Origin of the sequence: Stenotrophomonas beteli (assembly GCF_001431665.1) — a bacterium.
GTDB lineage: Bacteria > Pseudomonadota > Gammaproteobacteria > Xanthomonadales > Xanthomonadaceae > Stenotrophomonas > Stenotrophomonas beteli.
Genome location: NZ_LLXV01000049.1, coordinates 40999 through 62686 on the forward strand (window position 1 = coordinate 40999; position 21688 = coordinate 62686).

The 21688-nt window shown below is 66.6% G+C and carries 17 protein-coding genes and 1 riboswitch; of the genes, 13 read left to right on the forward strand and 4 right to left on the reverse strand.

Going from position 1 to position 21688, the window contains the following annotated elements; all coding sequences use genetic code 11:
* Window positions 1-419 precede the first annotated feature (419 nt).
* Complete coding sequence (locus ARC23_RS13025) at window positions 420-1997, reverse strand: BCCT family transporter (protein WP_057497589.1); 1578 nt, start codon at window positions 1995-1997, stop codon at window positions 420-422.
* Window positions 1998-2261: 264 nt separating this feature from the next.
* A riboswitch (TPP riboswitch) is annotated at window positions 2262-2363 on the forward strand.
* A gap of 82 nt (window positions 2364-2445) precedes the next feature.
* On the opposite strand from ARC23_RS13025, the gene thiC reads away from it, so the two are divergent.
* From thiC to ARC23_RS13050, 5 genes are all read left to right on the forward strand, one after another.
* Window positions 2446-4290: a phosphomethylpyrimidine synthase ThiC gene (thiC, locus tag ARC23_RS13030; RefSeq protein WP_057497590.1), complete on the forward strand. Its 1845-nt coding sequence runs from the start codon at window positions 2446-2448 to the stop codon at window positions 4288-4290.
* Between the two features lie 94 nt (window positions 4291-4384).
* Window positions 4385-5056, forward strand: a complete 672-nt coding sequence (locus ARC23_RS13035; protein WP_057497591.1) for an ion channel — start codon at window positions 4385-4387, stop codon at window positions 5054-5056.
* A gap of 259 nt (window positions 5057-5315) precedes the next feature.
* Window positions 5316-7631, forward strand: coding sequence for a winged helix-turn-helix domain-containing protein (locus tag ARC23_RS13040; protein WP_057497592.1), 2316 nt, complete (start codon window positions 5316-5318; stop codon window positions 7629-7631).
* A 115-nt stretch (window positions 7632-7746) separates the two neighbouring features.
* A complete protein-coding gene (locus ARC23_RS13045; RefSeq protein WP_057497593.1) occupies window positions 7747-8646 on the forward strand; it encodes a helix-turn-helix transcriptional regulator in 900 nt (299 codons plus the stop codon).
* A gap of 49 nt (window positions 8647-8695) precedes the next feature.
* Window positions 8696-11545 (forward strand): TonB-dependent receptor, encoded by a 2850-nt coding sequence (locus ARC23_RS13050; RefSeq protein ID WP_057497594.1) that lies wholly within the window; start codon window positions 8696-8698, stop codon window positions 11543-11545.
* A 145-nt stretch (window positions 11546-11690) separates the two neighbouring features.
* Here the strand turns inward: ARC23_RS13050 and ARC23_RS13055 are convergent, their stop codons facing one another.
* Together ARC23_RS13055 and ppa are read right to left on the reverse strand one after the other, a co-directional pair.
* Entirely contained in the window at window positions 11691-12812 is a 1122-nt protein-coding gene (locus tag ARC23_RS13055) for an HDOD domain-containing protein (RefSeq protein WP_057497595.1), read from the reverse strand.
* Between the two features lie 151 nt (window positions 12813-12963).
* Window positions 12964-13500, reverse strand: a complete 537-nt coding sequence (gene ppa / locus ARC23_RS13060) for an inorganic diphosphatase (protein WP_057497596.1) — start codon at window positions 13498-13500, stop codon at window positions 12964-12966.
* Window positions 13501-13684: 184 nt separating this feature from the next.
* Here ppa and ARC23_RS13065 point away from each other — a divergent pair, with 184 nt between their 5' ends.
* From ARC23_RS13065 to ARC23_RS13085, 5 genes are all read left to right on the forward strand, one after another.
* Window positions 13685-14176, forward strand: a complete 492-nt coding sequence (locus ARC23_RS13065) for a hypothetical protein (RefSeq protein WP_057497597.1) — start codon at window positions 13685-13687, stop codon at window positions 14174-14176.
* Window positions 14177-14202: 26 nt separating this feature from the next.
* A complete protein-coding gene (locus ARC23_RS13070; protein WP_152985268.1) occupies window positions 14203-14667 on the forward strand; it encodes a hypothetical protein in 465 nt (154 codons plus the stop codon).
* An 85-nt stretch (window positions 14668-14752) separates the two neighbouring features.
* The gene (locus ARC23_RS13075) at window positions 14753-15253 is read left to right on the forward strand and encodes an RNA polymerase sigma factor (protein WP_057497599.1); all 501 of its coding nucleotides are present in this window, start codon (window positions 14753-14755) and stop codon (window positions 15251-15253) included.
* Window positions 15254-15357: 104 nt separating this feature from the next.
* On the forward strand, window positions 15358-16290 hold the full coding sequence (locus ARC23_RS13080) for a FecR family protein (protein ID WP_057497600.1): 933 nt from the start codon (window positions 15358-15360) through the stop codon (window positions 16288-16290).
* A 227-nt stretch (window positions 16291-16517) separates the two neighbouring features.
* A complete protein-coding gene (locus ARC23_RS13085; RefSeq protein ID WP_057497601.1) occupies window positions 16518-19436 on the forward strand; it encodes a TonB-dependent receptor in 2919 nt (972 codons plus the stop codon).
* A gap of 79 nt (window positions 19437-19515) precedes the next feature.
* On the opposite strand, the gene ARC23_RS13090 is transcribed toward ARC23_RS13085, so the two are convergent.
* Window positions 19516-19773: a DUF2789 domain-containing protein gene (locus ARC23_RS13090; protein WP_006390068.1), complete on the reverse strand. Its 258-nt coding sequence runs from the start codon at window positions 19771-19773 to the stop codon at window positions 19516-19518.
* Between the two features lie 105 nt (window positions 19774-19878).
* Between ARC23_RS13090 and ARC23_RS13095 the strand changes: the two genes are divergently transcribed.
* Genes ARC23_RS13095 through exbB form a run of 3 tightly spaced genes read left to right on the forward strand, consistent with a single transcriptional unit; the run spans window position 19879 to window position 21680 of the window.
* Complete coding sequence (locus ARC23_RS13095) at window positions 19879-20466, forward strand: biliverdin-producing heme oxygenase (RefSeq protein ID WP_049400694.1); 588 nt, start codon at window positions 19879-19881, stop codon at window positions 20464-20466.
* Window positions 20467-20497: 31 nt separating this feature from the next.
* The gene (locus ARC23_RS13100; protein WP_019338794.1) at window positions 20498-20965 is read left to right on the forward strand and encodes a YbaN family protein; all 468 of its coding nucleotides are present in this window, start codon (window positions 20498-20500) and stop codon (window positions 20963-20965) included.
* A complete protein-coding gene (exbB, locus tag ARC23_RS13105) occupies window positions 20952-21680 on the forward strand; it encodes a tonB-system energizer ExbB (RefSeq protein ID WP_057497602.1) in 729 nt (242 codons plus the stop codon). The genes ARC23_RS13100 and exbB overlap by 14 nt, the downstream gene beginning before the upstream one ends.
* Window positions 21681-21688: the final 8 nt, after the last annotated feature.

The window sequence follows — 21688 nt, forward strand, 5'->3', positions numbered from 1 at the left end:
GGGAGTGTCGGGGGACGCCGTGAATACGTCCTTGTAGGCTTAGCCGCGCCATCCATGGCGCGGATACCCCCGCCACTCCCACCCGCACGCCCCCGAAAGTTTCCTTGCGCGTCAGCCACGGAAGAAAAAGAAGAAGATCAAAAGCAAAGGCAACGGCAACAGCCGTGCGCTGTGGGTTGGGGTCGGATCCGTTTTCCCAAGGAAAACGGATCCGACCCCTTCTTGTTTTCCGATACACCTGATCCACGCATGGCGTGGAAAACCAACCGTCACCAGGAAATCGTCGGAGGCGGGGAGGGGGGCGATGGCGGGACCGTCCACGGCATGGATGCCGTGGACGAGCCTACAGGGACGTACTTGCGGCGTGTCCCGCCATCGGCCCCCTCACCGCCAGACCAGCAGAAATCTGCAAAACCCCCTCAATCCTGATCGTGCGCGCGTGCGGCCTCGGCCTGCGTCTCCTCCTGCGCCGCCATCTCGCGTGCGATCCACGCATCGATCATGTGCCGCTGGCGCTGCGCCTGCCGCCGCTCGCGCGTGTACTCCTGGTCAAGCACCCGATACAGCGACACCATCACCAGCACCATCAGCAGCGCGAATGGCAACGCCGCAATCGTGATCATGCCCTGCAGTGCATCCAGGCCACCGGCCAGCAGCAACGCACCGGCGATCAACGCGACCCCCACGCCCCAGGCCAGCTTGCGCCTGGGCGGCGGATCGCCGGCTTCATCGGTGGACATGCTCGCCAGTACCAACACTGCGGAATCAGCAGAGGTCACGAAGAAAATCATCAGAAGCACCAGCGCGATGCACGACAGCAGCAACGGCAGCGGCATGCTGTCGAACATGGTGAACAGCACTGTTTCATAGCCATTGCCCAGTGCCTGCAGCAGATCGGCCTGGCCGAAGATCTGCATCCAGATCGCTGTGCCGCCGAACACCGAGAACCAGAAGAAGCCCAGCAGCGTTGGTGCCAGCACCACGCCGATGACGAACTCGCGCACGCTGCGCCCGCGCGAGATGCGGGCAATGAACGAACCGACGAACGGTGCCCAGGAAATCCACCAGGCCCAATAGAAGATCGTCCAGTCGGCCACCCAGGTGCTGGACGAGAACGGCGACATGCGCAGGCTCATCGTCACAAGCTGGTTCAGATACGAGCCCAGCGTGGTGGTGAAGGTATTGAAGATCGCGCCGGTGGGGCCCAGCACCAGCACCAGCGCCAGCAGCAGAGCGGCCAGCGCCAAGTTGAAGTTCGACAGCCACTTCACGCCACGCTCGACACCACTCAGCGTGGAGGCCATGTACAGCACGAACGCGACTGCGATGACGGTCAGTTGCAGCGGAACGCCTGCGTGCAGGCCGAACACACGCTCCATTCCGGCCGCGATCTGGATGGTGCCGAAGCCAAGCGTGGTAGCGACACCAATCGCGGTGGCCACGACCGCGGCGATGTTGACCACGCGGCCGATCCAGCCGCGGTGATGGCGGCCGATGATCGGCTGCAGCATGTCGCTGACCAGGCCGCGGCCGTTGCGGTTGAACTGGAACCAGGCCATCGCCAGGCCGATCAGCGCATAGATGGCCCAGGGGTGCAGGCACCAATGGAAGAACACGTAGCGCATGGCAGCACGCGCCGCGTCCATGCTTTCAGGTGCCAGGCCTTCCGGTGGCTTGCTGAAATGCGAAATGGGCTCAGCGGCGCCCCAGAACACCAGGCCAATGCCCATGCCGGCCGCGAACAGCATCGACATCCAGCTGGCTCGCGAGAATTCGGGTTCGGCGTCTTCGCCACCGATGCGCAGGTTGCCGAAGCGGCCGAAGGCCAGGTACATCAGGAACACCAGGGCCAGGAACACCACCAGCAGGTACAGCCAGCCGACACTGCGGATGACCTCCGCCAGCATGGATTGCACAACGGTATTGAAGGGGTCGGGGGCGATGCCGGCAAGCAGCACCAGCAGCAGGACCAGTGCGATGGAAACGCGAAACACCATGAAGGAGCTTCTCCGATCAAGGGGATTGAGGGGAGCGAGCAGAGCTTGCAGCGAGGGGCCGGCGGCATGCAGCACGGACCGGGCAGGGGCCGCACGGGCGGCGGGGAGCATCGGTCGCAGCGACACGATGGGCGTGCACGTTACTGAACGCGACGTCATGGTTCTGTTAACGAATAGAGATTGGGGCCAGATCCGCTTTCCGCAGGAAAGCGGATCTGGCCCCGGGGGCAACTCCGGAGGCGGGCGGTCTATGCTCTAATGCACGCCAAGAAGCGGGGGTACCGCGGCCCGATGGCCACGGTTGAGACAGTCCCTTGGAACCTGATCCGGCTCATACCGGCGTAGGGAAGCTTTGCAGTGCAGCCATGCCCGGACTCCGCCCAAGGACCGTCCGCGCGCGGGCGCAGTGCGCCGCCGCTTCGTCCCTGACCTTCCTGGACGATGCCCGATGAACGCACAGCTCTCCGCCCTGCAGCAACAGGCCCAGCAACTCTCCGAATCCGTGACCCGGCCCATCCCCGGTTCGTGCAAGATCCACGTGCCCGGCTCGCGCCCGGATCTGCAGGTGCCGATGCGCGAGATCGCGTTGACCCGCACGCCGACGCTGTTCGGCGGCGAAGAGAATGCGCCGGTCACGGTCTATGACACGTCGGGCCCGTATACCGATCCGCAGGTCCGCATCGATCTTTCCGTGGGCCTGCCTGCGCTGCGCCGTGGGTGGGTGGAGGAGCGTGGTGATACCGAGCAGCTCGACGGCCTCACCTCTTCGTTCGGCCGCGACCGGGAGCATGACCCGAAGCTCGACGCGGTGCGTTTCCCCGCGCGCAGCCTGCCGCGCCGTGCGCGCGCTGGCGCCAACGTCACCCAGATGCACTATGCGCGGCGCGGCATCATCACGCCGGAAATGGAGTTCGTCGCCATCCGCGAGAACCAGCGCCTGGACGCGATCGGTGATGCCGGCCTGCTGCGGCAGCACCCGGGCGAGGCCTTCGGTGCGTCGATCCAGAAGATCATCACCCCCGAATTCGTGCGCGACGAGATCGCACGTGGCCGCGCGGTGCTGCCCAACAACATCAACCATCCGGAAAGCGAGCCGATGATCATCGGCCGCAACTTCCTCACCAAGATCAACGCCAACATCGGCAACAGCGCAGTCTCTTCCGGCATCGCCGAGGAAGTGGAGAAGCTGGTGTGGGCGATCCGCTGGGGCGGCGACACGGTGATGGACCTGTCCACCGGCAAGCACATCCACGAAACGCGCGAATGGATCATCCGCAACTCGCCGGTGGCGATCGGTACCGTGCCGATCTACCAGGCGCTGGAGAAGGTCGATGGCCGCGCCGAAGCGCTGACCTGGGAGATCTTCCGCGACACCCTGGTCGAGCAGGCCGAGCAGGGCGTGGACTACTTCACCATCCACGCCGGCGTGCTGCTGCGCTATGTGCCGCTCACCGCCAAGCGGGTGACCGGCATCGTCAGCCGCGGCGGTTCGATCATGGCCAAGTGGTGCCTGGCGCATCACAAGGAGAACTTCCTCTACACGCATTTCGAAGAGATCTGCGAAATCATGAAGGCCTACGACGTGACCTTCTCGCTGGGCGATGGCCTGCGTCCCGGGTGCATCGCCGATGCCAACGATGCAGCGCAGTTCGGCGAACTGGAAACGCTGGGCGAGCTGACGAAGATCGCCTGGAAGCATGACGTGCAGACCATGATCGAGGGCCCTGGCCACGTGCCGATGCAGCTGATCAAGGAGAACATGGACAAGCAGCTGCGCGAGTGCGGCGAGGCGCCGTTCTATACGCTGGGCCCGCTGACCACCGATATCGCGCCCGGCTACGACCACATCACCAGTGCGATCGGTGCGGCGATGATCGGCTGGTTCGGCACCGCCATGCTCTGCTACGTGACGCCGAAGGAGCATCTGGGCCTGCCCAACCGCCAGGACGTGCGCGACGGCATCATGGCCTATCGTATCGCCGCGCATGCGGCCGACCTGGCCAAGGGCCATCCGGGCGCGCAGGTGCGCGACAACGCGCTGAGCAAGGCACGCTTCGAGTTCCGTTGGGAGGACCAGTTCCACCTCGGCCTGGACCCGGAGAAGGCCAAGGAGTTCCATGACGAGACCCTGCCCAAGGATGCGCACAAGCTGGCCCACTTCTGTTCGATGTGCGGCCCGCACTTCTGCTCGATGAAGATCACCCAGGATGTGCGCGACTATGCCGAGGCCGGCATGAAGGAGAAGTCCGCCGAGTTCCGCGCTTCGGGCGCCGAGGTCTACCGCCAGGGCTGACGCACGGCGGGGGTGCCGGCCGCTGGCCGGCATTACCGCCCCTCACGCCTGTCACCGCTATGCTCGGCCCATCGTTCCCAGAGGAAAGGACGCCATGCCTGTTGCCGTGACCACGCGTTGGCTGGCCATTGCCCGCCGCCACCCTTCGGCATGGCTGCTGGCGGCGCAGCTGCTGGCGGTGATGCTGTATCCGGCCCTGGACGACACCGCCGGCGGACGTGCCGCACTGGGCATGTTCGGCATGGCGGTGCTGGGACTGGCGCTGTGGGTGGTGCAGCGCAGTCCGTTGGGAAGCTGGCTGGCCCTGCTGCTGGCGATCCCTGCGGTGGTGTTTTCGTTGGCAGGCGCGCTGCTGGAGCGCGACGCGCTGCTGACCACCGCACAGTTGCTGGAAAGCCTGCTGTATTTCTATACGGCAGGTGCGCTGATCGCGTACATGCTGCAGGACCACAAGGTCACCCGCGACGAACTGTTCGCCGCCGGGGCCACTTTCACCCTGTTGGCCTGGGCCTTCGCGTTTGCGTTTTCGGTCTGCCAGCAGTGGTACCCGGGCAGCTTCCACGGCGCCAGCGAGGGTCCGCAGCGCAGCTGGATGGAGTTGCTTTATCTGAGCTTCAGCTTGTTGTCAGGCGTGGGGTTGAGCGATGTCGTGCCGCTGCATCCACAGGCCCGCGCGCTGGTCATGCTGGAGCAGTTTTCAGGCGTGATGTACGTAGCTTTGGTGGTTTCGCGGCTGGTCGGACTGACCATGCTGAGGCGTGCCTGAAAATGAACGCCAGATAAAAATTTCGCGCCCGGAAGGGCGCGAATGGTGCTGCAAATTATGTGAATGCGTCGGCGAGAGAGAGCCTGATGTCGACCACGCGATAGGCGAGGTAACCGGCATAGGCTAGTATTCGCGCGCTCAATTGTTTTTGCGGTATGCGCCGATGCTTTGTGCGGAGTCTGGCTTTTCGCTGTTCCCGGAACGGGGCGGTTTCAAAGGCAAACGCTGCCCGGAACCTGTCTCTACTGTGTAGCAGAAAATGAACAGCAGCGAAATCCAGCCCCCCGGATCCGATCGGATCCGGATAGGCGAGTGCATCGTCACTCTGTCCTCGCGTGAGGTTGAGGTGGTCGGCGCGCGCCGGCCGCGTCGGCTCACGCCGAAGGCGCTGGGCGTACTGCGCGTGCTGCTGCGGCAGCCGGGCCGCGTGGTCACCCGCGATGAACTGTTCGCGGAGGTGTGGCCGGACACGCTGCCGACCAACGACGTGCTGACCCAGGCCGTTACCCAGCTGCGCAAAGCGTTCAGCCACGACGAAGACAACGGCCAGGCGTACATCGAGACCATCGCCAAGACCGGTTATCGCCTGCTGATGCCGGTGCAGGTGCTGGACGACCTGCAGACGCCGCCACCTGCGCCGGTCGACGACGAGGCAGAAGACGCATCGCCGGTGATCGCCGCCGCTCCCATGCCAGCGGAGGCGTCGCGCCGCCGCTGGCGCCATGTGCGTCGCCGTGTGCTGCTGGCGCTGGGCGTGGTGATGCTGGTGGCGCTGGTGGTACTGACCGCGCTGCTGTTGCGGCGCGCCCCGGCCAGCAGTTCGCCGGTGGATGCTGCCGTGGAGAACGGCACGCGGGTGATCGGCAGCCCGCAGCGTCCCTATCGGCTGATCACCGCGACAAGCGGCTTTGAAACCTATCCCACCCTGTCGCCCGACGGCTCGCTGGTGGCCTACGAAGGCGCCAACGAAGACGGCAATGGCGGCGGTGCGATCAAGGTGCAGACCTCGGGCAATGCGCCCGCACGCCAGCTGCTGGTGCCGCCGGCCGGCGCGGTCGATCGTTTCCCGAACTGGTCGCCGGATGGACGTGAGATCGCCTTTGCACGGTTCTCCGCCGATGGCGGTTGCCAGGTGCTGGTGGCCAGCGCCACCGGTGGCGCGCTGCGCCAGGCCACGCGCTGCGATGGCACTGAACTGCTCAGCTTCGACTGGACGCCCGATGGTCGTGGCCTGGTGTTCGGCAGCATGGTCGGGCGCTACGCGCATCGCGGCATCCGCGTGCTGGACCTCGGCAGTGGGCAGTGGCGCGCGCTGGACTACGGCGTGGACCAGGATGATTTCGACTACGCGCCGCGCTATTCGCCGGACGGGCAGTGGCTGGTGTTCGTGCGCAATCCGCAGCTGGGCGATCTGTGGCGCGTGCCGGCCAGTGGCGGAACACCCGAGCGCCTCACCAACGAAGCGGCCGAGCTGCGCGGGTGGGCCTGGCTGGACGATGGCCGTACCATCGTGTTTGGTCGCCGCGTCGACAGTGAAGCGCGGCTCTATTACCTGGATGTAGAGCGCCGCACCCTGCGCGATGCGGGCCTGGACGATGCGCAGTGGCCGGCCGTGTCGCGCCGTGGCGGCATGCTCGCTTTCGTTCACCGCCGCGCGCAGTTCGGCGTGTTCAAGGTGCCGATCAACGGCAATGGCGAGCCCGAACGCCTGTTCGCCTCCAGCGGCCGCGATGGCCAGCCGATGGCGGCACCGGATGGCCGCCAGCTGGTATTCACCTCCGATCGTTCCGGCAGCTTCGCGCTGTGGTGGGCCGACATGCAGCGACCCGACTCGCTGCGACCGATCGAAGGGCTGCGCCCGGAAGCGCGGCAGGCGCCGGACTGGTCGGCCGACAGCCGCCAACTGCTGGTGGTCGGCCGCGATGAGCACGGCAGGACCGTGGTCTACGAGATCGCCCCGCGCGATGAACGCCTGCAGCCGTTGCCGGTCCCCGGCGAGCAGCCGCTGCAGGCACTGTATGGCGCGACGCCGGAGCAGCTGCTGGTGGTTGAACGCGATGCCGACCAGCGCATCCGGCTGAGCCTGTACGACCGCAGCGTGCAGCCATGGCGTCGCCTGGGCAGTGTCGACGGCGTTTCGCAGGCGCGCTTCGACCGCAGCACCGGACGGGTCTTGTTCACCCGCTTGGCCGCCAGCGGCCTGTGGTCGGCCGATGCGGCGTTGTCGCCGGCCAGCGTGCAGCAGATCAGTGATGACCGGCCCAGCCGCTGGCGCTACCGGGCCTGGACGGTGGCCGGCAGCAATGCGATCGGCTATCTCGGCACGTCCACCACCTGTGGCACCACGTTGATACGGATCCAGGCCGGTCACGAACAGCCCGAACACTGCCTGGACACGCAGCGCCTCAGCGCAGGCAACGGGCTCAGTGCCAGCGCCGACGGACACCACCTGTTCGTGGCGATGGCGGTCAGTGACGGCGCCGACATCGGCGTGATGCGTTTGCCCGAACGTGCCCCGGCGCTGTTCCCTGCGTTCTCCAAGTTGTTGTTGTTCAAGGGAAATGGGCCTTCGTAATTTTTTCGTCGCGATCTCGTGGCGAATTCGTGGCGATCTCGTCCAACCTTCCTGACGTGGTACCGCCTGATTTGGCAAAACGGAGGCCTGTACTAGGCAAATCCGTGGTGCCCCCATGCGTCAACTCTCGCTGGCCGATCGTGGCCAAACCGTCTCCCTGGACCGCGCGCTCGACGATGCCGCGCCGACCTGCCTGGGCGTGGCCCGGCTGGGCAGCCTGCAGACCGCCGGCACCAGCTTCACTGTCTGGATGCAGGTGCGGGGCAGTTCGTGGGTCGAGGCCAAGGAAGGACGCTTCCGCCTGCGCCAGGGCGAGTGGATTGCCTTCGAGAAGGAATCACGCCCGTTGGTGCAGGCCGGTCGCAATGGGCTGTGCATCGGCCTGAACCTGAACGTCGAGGCGCTTCGGGTGCTGGCCGAGATGGCCGACTGCGGTCTGTATGCCGGTCGCGGCCGCATGAACCGCGGTGATGCCCGCGTTGCGCTGCGGCTGTGGCGCGATGCGCTGGCCAGCGGCATGCCGGCACAGGCACTGCGCCCGTTGCTGCTGCATCTGGCAGGCCTGCAGCGCGGCCTGGCCGACAACGTGCAGCGTTGCCCGGGGCGCTCGCGCAGCCGCAAGCGGCAGGTGTTCGGCCGCATGCAGCGCGCCCGCCTGTACCTGGAGGGCAACAGCCACCGCGTGGTGCGCATCGGCGAACTGGCCGAGCTGACCAACTTCTCCAGCTGGTATCTCTCCAAGACGTTCCAGAGCCTGTACGAGGAAAGCCCGCAGTCGCTATCGGCACGGTTGCGCCTTGAGCGCGCCGCCGATCTGCTGCGTGACACCGACATGATGGTCGGTGAGGTCGCCGCCGCCAGCGGTTTCGACAACTGCTGCAGCTTCGCGCGTGCGTTCCGCGCCCGCTACGGCCAGTCCGCATCGCGCTTCAGGGAGAACGGCGGCTTGCTCCCGCCACAATCTGCAAAGTCTCTGGTTGGTTCGCGCAAATACAGCGCTGCAACGCAATCGTAACGTGCTGGGGTGTTTTAACACGCTGCTAACACGTACCTTGGAGAGATTGATGAACGTTCGTAATCCCGCAGTGCGGTTCGGCTTGCTGCCGGCCGGCATTGCGCTGGCGCTGGCGCCGGCCTTTGCTTCCGCCCAGGAAGCAAAGGGCACCACCGATCTGGACCGCATTTCGGTCACCGGCTCGCGCATCCGCGGCGCCTCGGTGGAAACCCAGCAGCCGATCCTGACGATGACCCGTGAATCCCTGGAAAAGCAGGGCTTCTCGAGCGTCGCCGACGTGCTGAACAACCTGACCTCGGCCGGCTCCCCGGCCATCTCGCGTTCGGAGTCGCTGGCTTCGGGCGAGAACGTGGGCGGCTACTACGTCGACATCCGCAACCTGGGCGCTGAGCGCACCCTGGTGCTGATGAACGGCAAGCGCCTGGGCGCTTCGACCTCGGGCCTGCAGGACCTGAGCCAGATCCCGATGTCGGCCGTTGAGCGCATCGAGATCCTGAAGGATGGCGCTTCGTCGATCTACGGTTCCGACGCCATCGCCGGCGTGGTCAACGTGATCACCCGCAAGAACTTCGACGGCGGCGAAGCCAATGTCTACGTCGGCCAGTACGGCAAGGGCGACGGCGACACCGAAACCTATTCGATGACCCTCGGTGCCCGCGGCGAGCGCGGCAGCCTGACCCTGTCGGCCGAGTACTCGAAGCAGGATCCGGTGTGGGCCAAGGACCGCTGGTACAGCCGTGACGGCTCGCTGGGTCCGAACTCGACCTCGGCTGACTGGAGCCCGATCAGCCAGAACGGCAGCTGGTGCAACCCGAAGCTGTACGACTGCACCAAGTCGAGCGCCGTGTGGCAGACCCTGAACCCGGGTGGCAATCCGAAGAACCCGAACGACTACCACGCGATCACCGAAGACGAGTTCGCCAACTCGAACGAGCAGATGACCCTGCTCACCGGTGTGAAGCGCAAGTCGGTCTACATCAACGGCACCTACGACTTCACCGATTCGATCAGCCTGAACACCGACGTGCTCTACAACGAGCGCAAGACGTTCCAGCAGATTGCCGGTTACCCGTACCAGTCCGCTTCCAACTCGATCAAGACCCCGTTGTCGGCCGCCAGCGCCTTCAACCCGGTCGGCCAGGACGTCAGCTTCCGTCGTCGCCTGTGGGAAGTGCCGCGTACCACTGACAGCCAGCTGAAGACCCTGCGCTTCGCTCCGACCCTGACCGGCTTCTTCGAGCTCGGCGGCAAGACCTTCGATTGGGATGTCGGCGCGCTGTGGAACCGCAATGAGTCGATCAAGAGCAACCGTGGTGACATGAGCCTGATCGGCGCGCGTCAGGCCCTGGGCCCGTCGTTCATCGATGCCGGCGGCGTTGCCCGCTGCGGCACCGCGGCCAGCCCGATCCTGGGCGACTGCCGCCCGTGGAACCCGCTGCTGCCGTACGGCGTTGATGGCCAGGGCTCGCTGGCGAACCAGGAGCTGCAGGACTTCCTGTTCCCGACCTTCACCACCCGTGGCGTCACCAAGACCACCAGCTTCACCGCCAACCTGTCCGGTGCCATCGTGACCCTGCCGGCCGGTGACCTGGGCTTCGCCCTGGGCGTCGAGCACCGCAAGGAAGAAGGCAGCTACGTGCCGGACGCCTTCGCGCAGTCGGGCCAGTCCACCGGCCTGGGCCAGAAGCCGACCCGCGGCGAATACGATCTGAACGAGGTCTACCTCGAACTGAACGTGCCGCTGCTGGCCGACATGGCCTTCGCCAAGGAACTGACCTTGAACGTTGCCAGCCGTTATTCGGACTACAGCAACTTCGGTGGCACCACCAACAGCAAGTTCGGCCTGACCTGGCGTCCGCTGGATGAACTGCTGGTCCGCGGCACCTACGCCGAGGGCTTCCGCGCTCCGACCATCAGCGACCTGTACGGTGGCCTGAGCTCGAGCTTCGAGTCGTACATCGATCCGTGCGGCGTGAAGGCTCCGGGCAGCGTTGCGGGCAATGCCGCGTGCTCCGGCGCGGGCGTGCCGGCCAACTACGTGCAGCTGGGCCAGGCGGGCAAGGAGTGCTCGACGCTGCCGTGCCAGTCGGGTGACCAGTTCATTTCGGGTGCCAACCCGAACCTGAAGCCGGAAACCTCCAAGAGCACCACCTTCGGCCTGGTGTGGAGCCCGCGCTGGGTGCAGGGCCTGGACGTCTCGCTGGATTGGTACAAGTACGAAATCAGCGACATGATCATCGCTGACAGCGTCGACCGCATCCTGCGTGACTGCTACGTGCTGGGCAACTCCGAGCGTTGCTCGAGCGTGACCCGTGCGGCTGACGGCCACGTCAGTGCGATCACCTACGGCACCGCCAACCTCGGCAAGATGGAAACCGAAGGTTACGACCTGGGCATCAAGTACCGCCTGCCGGAACTGGCCATCGGTCAGTTCAACATCGACTGGACCACCAGCTACACCTCCAAGTACGACGAGCAGCGCCAGAACAGCGACGGCGACAACATCATGGTTGGCCGCGTCAGCGAGCCGGGCCTGTTCCGCGTCCGTTCGAACCTGGGCGTCAACTGGCAGTACGGCGATTTCGGTGTGAACTACACCGCTCGCTACTACTCCGGCATGAAGGAAAGCTGCATCTCGCTGGATGACGGCTGGTGCGATGCGCCGAACCACATGGCCAACGGCGAGACCGATCCGCTGCGTCACACCGGCTCCAACACCTTCCACGACCTGCAGGTCAGCTGGAAGGCTCCGTGGGATGCGACCATCGCCCTGGGCGCGAACAACGTGTTCGACCACAAGGGTTCGCTGCAGTACTCGGCTCCGAACTCGGCGTTCGCCTACTACGGCGGCTTCGATGTGGGTCGCTTCCTGTACATGAAGTACACCCAGCGCTTCTGATCCATCGAAGTGCGGTAGCAACACGAGGAGGGCGGGCCGCAAGGTCCGCCCTCTTTCTTTTGCAGGAACGCACGTGCGCGGACCACAAAAAAGGGCGCACCCGGTGGGTGCGCCCTGCGATTGTCCGTGCGGGTTGGTTCGCCGCTCAGGCGTCGCTTGGCACCAGGCCCATCAGTGCGTTGGCATGCTCGCGCCATTGCGGCAGCCGGTTCAGTACACCTGCGCGCTGCAGGTAGTCCTCATCCACCGGATCGCCGTTGACCAGCGCCAGGGCCACGTGCACCGCGCCGGTCACCCAGAAGCTGCGCGTGTTGGCGCGCTGCGGCTGCAGATGGAACGCCACCGCTTCGATGATCGGCATCGGCAGGCCCCACAGGCCCAGCAGGTAGGCGCCGGCCTCGGCGTGACCGGGGCGGGTATCGCCGGCCAGCGCCGGTTCGCTGCGCTCGTTGCGCACGCCCGGCAGCAGCAGGCCGATGTCGGCCAGCAGTGCGGCGGTCGCGCCCAGCTCGGCGCTGGATTCGGGCAGCAGCCGTGCCGCCAGCCGCGAGGCGAGCAGGGCGCGCTGCTGCAGCGAGTTGCGCTCGGCCGCCGACAATGTCGGTGCCGAGAATACTTCGCTGGCCAGCACCAGGTCGCGCAGCGTGGACAGGCCCAGGCGCGTCACCGCAGTGCGCAGGTCGGCGATGGTGCGGCCCTGGCTGAAGAACGCCGAATTGGACAGCTGCAGCACCTTGGCCGCGATCGCCGGATCGGCAGCGACCAGCTTGGCCACGTCGGCGCTGTCGGCATCGTCGTCATGTTCCAGTGCCTGGGTCAGGCTCAGGTACAGGTGCGGCGGCGAGGGCAGCTTTTCGATGCGGCCGATGGCATCGCGCAGCCGCGGGCTGTCCAGCACCTCGCGCAGCTCTTCCAGGCTGGTCAGTGCTTCCAGCAGTACTTCCGGCGCCAGTGGCAGCGGCAGGAAGCGGTGGGCGACGCCGATCAGGCGCGCCGGCGGTGGCCGGTTGCCATGCTGGGCATCGATCAGCGCGATGCGGATGGTCTCCGGGCGCAAGGTCCGGATCTGGCCCAGCAGCGTGGTGGCATTGAGATCGGGCAACTGCGGGCAGACGATCACCGCGTCCACGCCCTGCGCAGCCACCACGCTCATCGCGCTGTGGCCATCGGTGGCGGTCAGCGGTTGCCAGTCTTCCCCAAGATCGGCAATGAATTCGGTCAGCTCAGCCGGCAGGCTGGCTGCATCCCCAACAAGCAGAATACGCACGACACATTCCCCTGGCTGTCTCGACGATGGATGTCGACGACGTGTGAAGTGACGCAATTTACCTAATACGGCGGCAAGAGTGATATGCCGTCGTCATGAAACGTGACCCGCATCGCTCCGGCAGGGCCTGCCGGAGCGATCCGGTTCAGGCTCAGGCCTTGCTGTCCAGATGGCGCTGGTGCGCCTCGACCAGGATCTGCTTGGCCTCGGCGGCGCCGCCCCAGCCATCGAGCTTCACCCACTTGCCCTTTTCCAGGTCCTTGTAGTGCTCGAAGAAGTGGCCGATGCGCTCCAGCCAGTGGCTGGAGACCTGGGCGATGTCTTCGACATGGGCGTAGCCACTGAAGATCTTCGACACCGGCACCGCCAGGATCTTCTCGTCGCTGCCGGCCTCGTCGCTCATCTTCAGCACGCCGACCGGGCGGCAGCGCACCACCGAACCCGGCACCAGCGGCAGCGGCAGCACCACCAGCACGTCGGCCGGGTCACCGTCGCCACACAGGGTGCTCGGCACGTAGCCGTAGTTGCACGGGTAGCGCATCGGGGTGGACAGGATGCGGTCGACGAAGATCGCGCCGGTTTCCTTGTCCACTTCGTACTTCACCGGCTCCGAGTCCTTCGGGATCTCGATGATGACGTTGATTTCTTCCGGCGGGTTCTTGCCGGGCGAGACGAGTTCCAGACCCATGGGGTACTCCAGGTGGGGATATAGACGGATAGCCCCCCATTTTATGCCTTTGCCGGGCGCCGTGCAGGGTAGGGCGGCGCCGACCTGCGCGGCCGCCTCCGGCGGAGCGGGCGGGGCGGGGTTTCCCGATGGGTTCGACCCGGTCCCTGCGGCAGGCTGGACGTCCTTGCCAAGGAGCCTTGCCATGAACTGGAACCGCTTGGGCTGTTGGGCCTTGCTGCTGCTGGCGCCGTTGCCTGCGCTTGCGCGCGGGGCGCATGTCAATCTGATCGACTATCCCTCCGACGAGGCCGGATGGGACCGCGCCTTTGCACTGGAGGACGCGGTCGCCGGTGAATTCGCCGCGTGGTGTGCCGACACCTTGTGCGAAGGCGATTACAGCAACTACCGGGTGATGGAGTTCCGCTGCGCCGTGCTCGCCCACCGGGGCACCGTGCAGCGCTGTGTCTGGGTGGTGGCCGCCAGCGAGCTGGAGGTGCAGCCCGATACGGGACACGTGCGGGTCGACAACGGCAGCTGGGTCTGCCCGGTTGAAATGCAGCCCGGGGTGCCCGTTGAAGCGTTCTATGCCTCTCTGGAAGCGCCGGGCGGCCTGACCGCGCCTCTGCCCGGGCTCGACCATGGCCTGTTCGATGGGCTGCCTGACTGCCTGCGCACGCAGGGGAGGGTGGGCTGATGGGCGGCTTCCGTGCAGGTGGGCTGATGTGTGGCGCGCTGTTGGGCGGCGTGCTGTGCGCCAGTGCCGCGCAGGCCGCCCCTGTGTTCGTCGACGCGCGCGATTACACCGGCCCGGGCGGCGGCCACGAGCGCTTCCTGGCCGCCGAGCGGCAACTGGTACGCGGCTTTGACGCGGTCTGTGGCGATACGTTCTGCGAGGGGCAGTACATCAATCTGTGGGCCATGCGCCTGCGCTGTTCCGTGGAACGGGCCACGGGTGTGGTGGCCCAGTGTGTGTGGACCTTCGCCGGCAGCGACACCCGGGTACACACCAGTGGCCTGATCACGGTCGACCGTGGGCGCTTCGCCTGTGTGCTGCCGCTGGCGCCGGGAACACGCCTGGAAGCACTGCTGCAGGCGTGGGAAACAGGGGACGGCCACGACGCATTGCGCGCGCCACTGCCCGGAACGACGGGCAATACCTACGACGCGCTGGTCGATTGCCTGTAGCCAGTGGAATCAATGCGAACGTGACGGATTCGCATTTACGGAGTAGCATGCGCGGCGCCTTCCGTCTGTCGTCCCGGCTCCGCGCATGTCCTCCAATGCCGTCACTCTTACCGAACTGCTGATCCGCGAGCGGCCGGCATTGCTGCGCCGGGTGCAGCGCATCCTGGGCGGCGACAACGGCGCCGAGGACGTGATCCAGGCGGTCTGGTTCAAGGCCCGTGGGGTCGATGACAGCCAGGCGATCGACAATCCGCGGGCCTATCTGTATCGGCTGGCCGCCAACCTGGCCACCGACCACGGCCGTGAATCGACCCGCCGCAACCGGCTGCTGGCTGATCACTACCTGTGGGGGCCGGACGAGGTGATCTCCACCGAGGAGCAGGTGATGGCACAGGACGAGCTGCAGCGGGTGCTCGATGCGGCCGGTCATCTGCCGGAGCCGACCCGCACCATCTTCCGGCTCAACCGCCTGCAGGGCCTGACCCAGGCCGAGATCGCACACCGCTTGGGGGTGTCGGTGACCACGATCGAAAACCACGTGCGCAGCGCGCTGCAACGACTGGCGTGGGCGCGCAGCGGCCGATGATCACGTCGCCTTGGGAGCGTTCGCCGCTGCAACGTCTTGATCACTGGACCGTGGATGCGGTCTAGTTCCCCCGCCCGCGCTTGAATGCGCCTGTCTGCCAGCCGATGAGCCCGCCGAACATGCTGCCCGCCGCCAATGACGATGCCCTGGCCGAACAGGCCCGGGGCTGGATCGCGTGGTTGGCCTCGGGTGACCACAGCGATGCGCGCATGCAGGCGTTCGAGCGCTGGCTGGCACAGCCGGGCCACCGCCGCGCGTTCGAGCACGAGCGCGCGCTGTGGCGCAGTGTCGGGCCGCGCCCGCAGGTCACGCCGGTCGAACGCTGCCGGCCACGGCAGCTGCGCTGGGCCATGGCCGCAGCGGCGGCACTGGCGACGCTGGTTGCCTGGCCCGAGGCCTGGTTGCGTCTGCAGGCCGACCATCGCAGCACGCATGTCGTGCAGAGCGTGCAACTGCCCGATGGCAGTCGCGCGGTGCTGGATGCGGACAGCGCGATTGCCGTGCGCTTCGATGCACATGCACGCGAGATCGAGCTGCTGCGGGGGCGTGCCTGGTTTGACGTCACTGCCGATGCACAGCGGCCTTTCAGCGTGCATGCGGGCAACGGCGTGGTCGAGGACATCTCGACCGCGTTCTCCGTCGCGCGCGGCGATGACCGGGTGGAAACCCAGGTCGGGCAGGGCAGGGTGCGTGTGGCCAGCCCGGCCGATGGCGGTTGGACCTACCTGAAGGCGGGCCAGCGTGCGGCCTATGGCGAGCACAGCGGAGTGACACGCCTGGCCGGTGTGGCGGCCGACAGCGTGGGGGCGTGGCGCCAGGGCGAGCTGCTGCTGGATCAGGCCAGCGTCGCCGATGCCGTGCAATGGGTGGGGCGCTATCGCGCCGGCCCGACCTTCGTGCGCGGTGACCTGTCGCGGCTGCCCGCAGTGAGTGCCGCATTGCGCATCGATCGCCCGGAGCAGGCGCTGAATGCGTTGGCGGCAACAGCAGGTCTTCGGGTTACCCGTCTTCCATTCGGCGTCGCCATCGTGCAGTAGATCCACGCCATGCGTGGATGATCGTCCCTGAGCCGACCGACGACCGGCACCCACCACGACCCTCGGCCGGTCGGCACCCATCGCGACTGCAAATCGCTCTTGGGGTTGCCGCGCGCCCAACCGTCTTACCCCGCGAACGTACCCGCCGCCGCCACGTACGTCGCCGTGTCCGTGTCTGCCGCGGATGACGCCGCGCCTGCGGCACCGATTACCTGACAGGTTTCTCCATGTTCGATTTCCATCGTCCGGGCCGCATGCCGCGCCCGTCCCGCCTGTGCATCGCCCTGCTGGCGGCCGGCCTGGCCGGCGCCGCACCGTCAGTGCTGGCACAGAGTGCCACCGGCAACCACGCTGCCGTGCAGCGCTTCGACATTCCGGCGCAGCCGCTGGATGAGGCGCTGCGCAGCTATATGCGCCAGTCCGGCGTGCAGGTCGTGTATCCGGCCACCCTGGCCCAGGGCGTAATCTCGCGTGCGGTCAATGGCAGCCTGCCGGCCAACGAGGCACTGCAGCAGCTGTTGCAGGGCAGTGGCCTGGCGGTGCGCCGCGTCAGCGCCGATGCGGTCACCCTGGAAGCGGCCGCCCCGGCGCAGGCCGACAGTGGCGTGATCGTCACCGACACGCTGAGTGTGGCCGGCGATCGCGTCGGGAGCGGCGCGACCAGTGATGAAGCACGCCTGCTCGACAGCTATCGCAGCGTCGGTTCGACCACCACGCTCAATCGCACGCAGCTGGAGCGTTTCCGCGGCACCTCCAACGGCGACATCGTCAAGGGTGTGGCCGGTGTCACCGCCGGTGATCCGCGCGTGGGCAACGGCTTTGACGTCAACATCCGCGGCATCCAGGGCCAGAGCCGCGTACCGGTGATCATCGACGGCGGCCAGTCCAGCATGGATACCTACCGCGGCTATGCCGGCCAGTCACAGCGCACCTACCTCGACCCGGACCTGATCTCCAGCCTGACCATCACCAAGGGCCCAAGCCTGCAGGCCAACGCCTCCGGCGGCATCGGCGGCGTGGTCGAGATGGAAACGCTGAAGATCGGCGACGTGCTGCGCGAAGGCCGTGATTTCGGCGTGCGCGTGCGCGGTGGCCTGGCCAATGCCAGTGCCAACAACCTGCCGTCCTACAGTGCCGCACCGCGCAACGATCGCAGCGCCACCGGCAGCCAGTTCTTCAATGTAGCCGCTGCGGGGCACTGGGATCGCTTCGATCTGGTGGCTGCCTACGCCTACCGCGACAATGGAAACTACTTCTCCGGCAAGCACGGCTACGACGACTTCCCGCAGACGCGGCGTACGCTGGCGCCACTGAATCCGCCGCGCACCGAAGTGTTCAACACCTCGTCGCGTTCGAAGTCGACACTGCTCAAGGGTAGCTGGCGCATCGATGACGCGCAGACCCTGGAGGCCGGCTATCGCCGCTACGAAGGCACCGCCGGCGAGATCATGGCCTCGCAGATCATCCGCGTCGACCGCGACCGTATCCCGCAGTGGGACCCGGGCCATGTCGACATGGACAGCTACAGCCTGCGCTACCGCTTCAATCCGGACAGCGAGTGGGTCGACCTGCGCGTCAATGCCTGGTACACCGACGCTGACAGCGTGATGTACAACAGCCTCACCGGCATCACCCCCTGGTACTTCGATCGCCGTACCGAGTGGTACGACGCGCCCAGCTTCAGTGGCGACCCCGGCTACAAGGATGCCTACCGCAATCCGCTGCGGCAGAAGCGCTTCGGACTGGATGCCAGCAACACCTCCAGGTTCGATACCCGTGCCGGTGCGTTCACTCTCGACTACGGCCTGTCCTACAGCGACGAGGACATCGCGCCGGGTAGTTCCGGCCCGATCATGCACGATGACCTGGTCAACAACCGTTTCCTGCGCAACGCCGAGCGCAAGGAATACAGTGCCGTGGCCTCGCTGAAGTGGCAGCCCGATGAACATTGGGAACTGCTGGCCGGCGGCCGCTGGAACCGCGTGGATGTGCATGACCGCAACCGCCTGGCCACGCCTGATGCCTATGAGGTGCAGGGCCAGTACCGCTACACCGAGCTGCTCAATGGCAACCCGGCGCTGCCGTCGTGGCGGGCCAAGCGCATCGCGCTGCTGAACTGGTATCCGGATGCCAACGGCAACTTCACCCAGGAATCGCTGCTGGCTTCGCCGTACAAGAAGGGCACGGTGGCGGACATCGCGGGCTGGAATTTCTACGACGCCGGCAAGGCGCAGGACCTGGAGGTGCCGGTCAGCTGGACCTGGTCGCAGCCGATCCGCCGTCGCGACAGCGCGTTCTCGCCGACCGCCAGCGTGGCCTACCGCTTCAGCGAAGACACCCTGGTCTACGTGAAGTACGCCGAAGGCACCAAGCTGCCGAGCCTGTTCGAGACCACGCTGGGCCTGTTCACCGCCGCCAAGCCGGTGGGCGAATTGAAGCCGGAGCGCGCGCGCAGCTGGGAAATCGGTGCCAGCACCCTCCGCTACGACCTGTTCACCGCCGGCGACCGCCTGGCGCTGAAGCTGGCGTACTTCGATACCCGCATCGACGACCTGATCACCCGTGACTACCGCACGCTGTCGGCGGGCCTGATCCGCAACGTCGACCAGTTCAAGGTCTCGGGCATGGAGTTCCAGTCCAGCTATGACAGCGGCAAGGTGTTTGCCGATCTGTCCGCGCACTACTACTTCAAGGCCAAGACCTGCGCGCCGGACATCGCCGCCGAACGCCGTGCCTATGGTGCTCAGCGGAAGAATGACGAACTGGCCAGCACACCCAACTGCGTGGACGGCGGCTTCGAAGGCTCCTACACCAACACGCAGAACCCGCCGCGCTACATGGTCAACCTGACCCTGGGCTCGCGCCTGTTCGACGAGCGCCTGGCCTTCGGCACCCGCGTGGTCCACAACGCTGGCCCGATCAGCAAGCTGGACAAGGACTGGAACGTGGGCCTGTCGGCGATCCAGCAGCTGTACCGGCCGAACACCCTGGTGGACCTGTTTGCCAGCTGGAGCTTCAACGAGCAGCTGTCGGTGGACGCCGGCGTGGACAACCTGACCGACCGCTACTACCTGGATCCGCTTGCCCTGGGCGTGATGCCAGCCCCGGGCCGCACCGCGCGCCTGGCGCTGACCTGGAAGTACTGACCAACGGGTGATCTGCCTGTGGGGTCGGATCCCTTTCCTGCGGAAAGGGCTCTGACCCCATCGGGCCTGTGTAACATGCTTACAGCCCGGTCGCCGCCTTCACTGCATCCTCGTGCAGCGACTCGTTCAGCTCATCCACCACGGTGGTCCATGCCGCATCGGCCTGCAGCGACTCGGACAGGAACTGGCGCTGGGCGTCGTTCCAGTACGGTGCTTCGACCACTTCGACATCGGTGGCCAGCTGGTGCTCGCGGATGAAGCGGGCAATGCCCTCGGCGCTGGCATCCAGGCCCAGCTGCAGGAACAGGTTGGTCATGCGCGGTTCGGTGGTGATCATCGTCGGTTCCTGCGGTAAGAAGGGATGCGCCATTATCGGCGCACATAGCCTTGGGGAAAGCCCCGTGGCGAACGTCTACAGCAGGACGACCCCCTTGGCATCCCCATGAACGCACACATCGCCCCTGAAGACAGCCGCAGCCTGCGGCTCAAGGCCGCCACCCGCGACAGCCACGGTGCCCTGGACAAGCGCATCATGGCCGGCGACATCTTCGCCGACCGCAGCAATTTCGCCCGTTTCCTGCGCGTGCAGTATCGCTTCCACCGCAGCATCGATGCGCTGTATGCCAACCCTGCGCTGGACGCACTGCTGCCGGACCTGGGCGAGCGCCGCCGCCTGACCCAGGTGGCGCGCGACCTGCAGGATCTGGAGCAGACGCTGCCGGGGGCCGACATCGCGGCGTTGCCGTCCGATCTGGAACTGCCCGCCGCGTTGGGGTGGCTGTATGTGGCTGAGGGCTCCAACCTGGGCGGCACCATTCTGTACAAGATGGCCGCCAAGCTCGGCCTGGACCGTGATTTCGGTGCCCGCCACCTGGCCGCGCATCCGGATGGCGCGGCGCGCCACTGGCGTGAGTTCACCGCTGCGCTGGACGCGGTACCGCTGAGTGCCGAGCAGGAGCAGCAGGTGATCGACGCGGCCGACGCCGCGTTCCGCAGCGTGCACGGCCACGTCGAAGTGGAATTCGCCTGATGCACGGCGCGCGCCTGCGGATGCAGCGCTGATGCGCTGGCTCTGGTTCGCGCTCGGTTGGCTGATGGTGGGCCTGGGGGTGATCGGCGCGTTGCTGCCGGTGATGCCGACCACCATCTTCCTGATCCTCGCCGTCGGCTGCTTCGCGCGCAGTTCGCCGAAGTTCGAGCAGCGCCTGCTGGCGCATCCGCGCTATGGCCCGTCACTGCGGCTGTGGCGCGAGCAGGGCGCGGTGTCGCGCAAGGGCAAGGCCTTCGCCAGTGCCGGCATGGCGGTGGGCTTTGCCCTGTTCTGCTGGGGCGCACACCCGTCGTGGCGCCTGCTGCTGGGCGTGGGCCTGTTCTTTGCAGTCAGCGCCGGCTACGTGCTCAGTCGACCCGCACCGCGGCTGGAGCCCCATCCGGTCGTGGAAGTGGACGACGCCCATGATCCGCGCGCGGCCCGTCGTCGCGCAGCGACCCCTGATGCTGATGGAAACCGAGACGATGCTGCCTGCTGACCTGGCCCCCGTGGCCGCCCCCGCATTGACCCCGTGGGGCATGTACCTGGCCGCCGACGTGGTGGTGAAGGCCGTGATGATCGCGCTGGCACTGGCGTCGCTGGCCACCTGGACCGTGCTGCTGGCCAAGGGCTGGGAGCTGGCTCGCCAGGCCCGGCAGCTGCGCGCGGCGCGCGCGCTGTTGCTGCAGGCACCGAGCCTGCCCGGCGAGAGCGCTGATGCCAGTGTGCAGCAGGGCACCGCACGGACGATGCTGGACGCCGCCCGCACCGAACTGCGCTTGTCGCAGGATCTGGACAGCCGCGACGGCATCAAGGAACGCATTGCATCGCGCCTGGACCGCATCGAGCTGGAGACCGCGCGCGTGCAGCGGCGCGGCATCGGTGTGCTCGCCAGCATCGGCGCGGTGGCACCCTTCGTCGGCCTGTTCGGCACAGTGTGGGGCATCATGAACAGTTTCATCGGCATCGCCCACAGCAACACCACCAGCCTGGCGGTGGTTGCGCCCGGCATCGCCGAGGCCCTGTTGGCGACAGCGCTCGGCCTGGTCGCGGCGATTCCCGCGGTACTGGTCTACAACCATTTCAGCCGTGTGCTGGCCGGCCTGCGGGGACTGCTCGGCGATCTGTCGGCCGCCGTGCAGCAACTGGTCTCGCGCGATCTTGATCGTGCCGTGCCGCGTGCCGCAGCGGCACCGCTGCGCGCGGTGCACTGAGGCGCGAC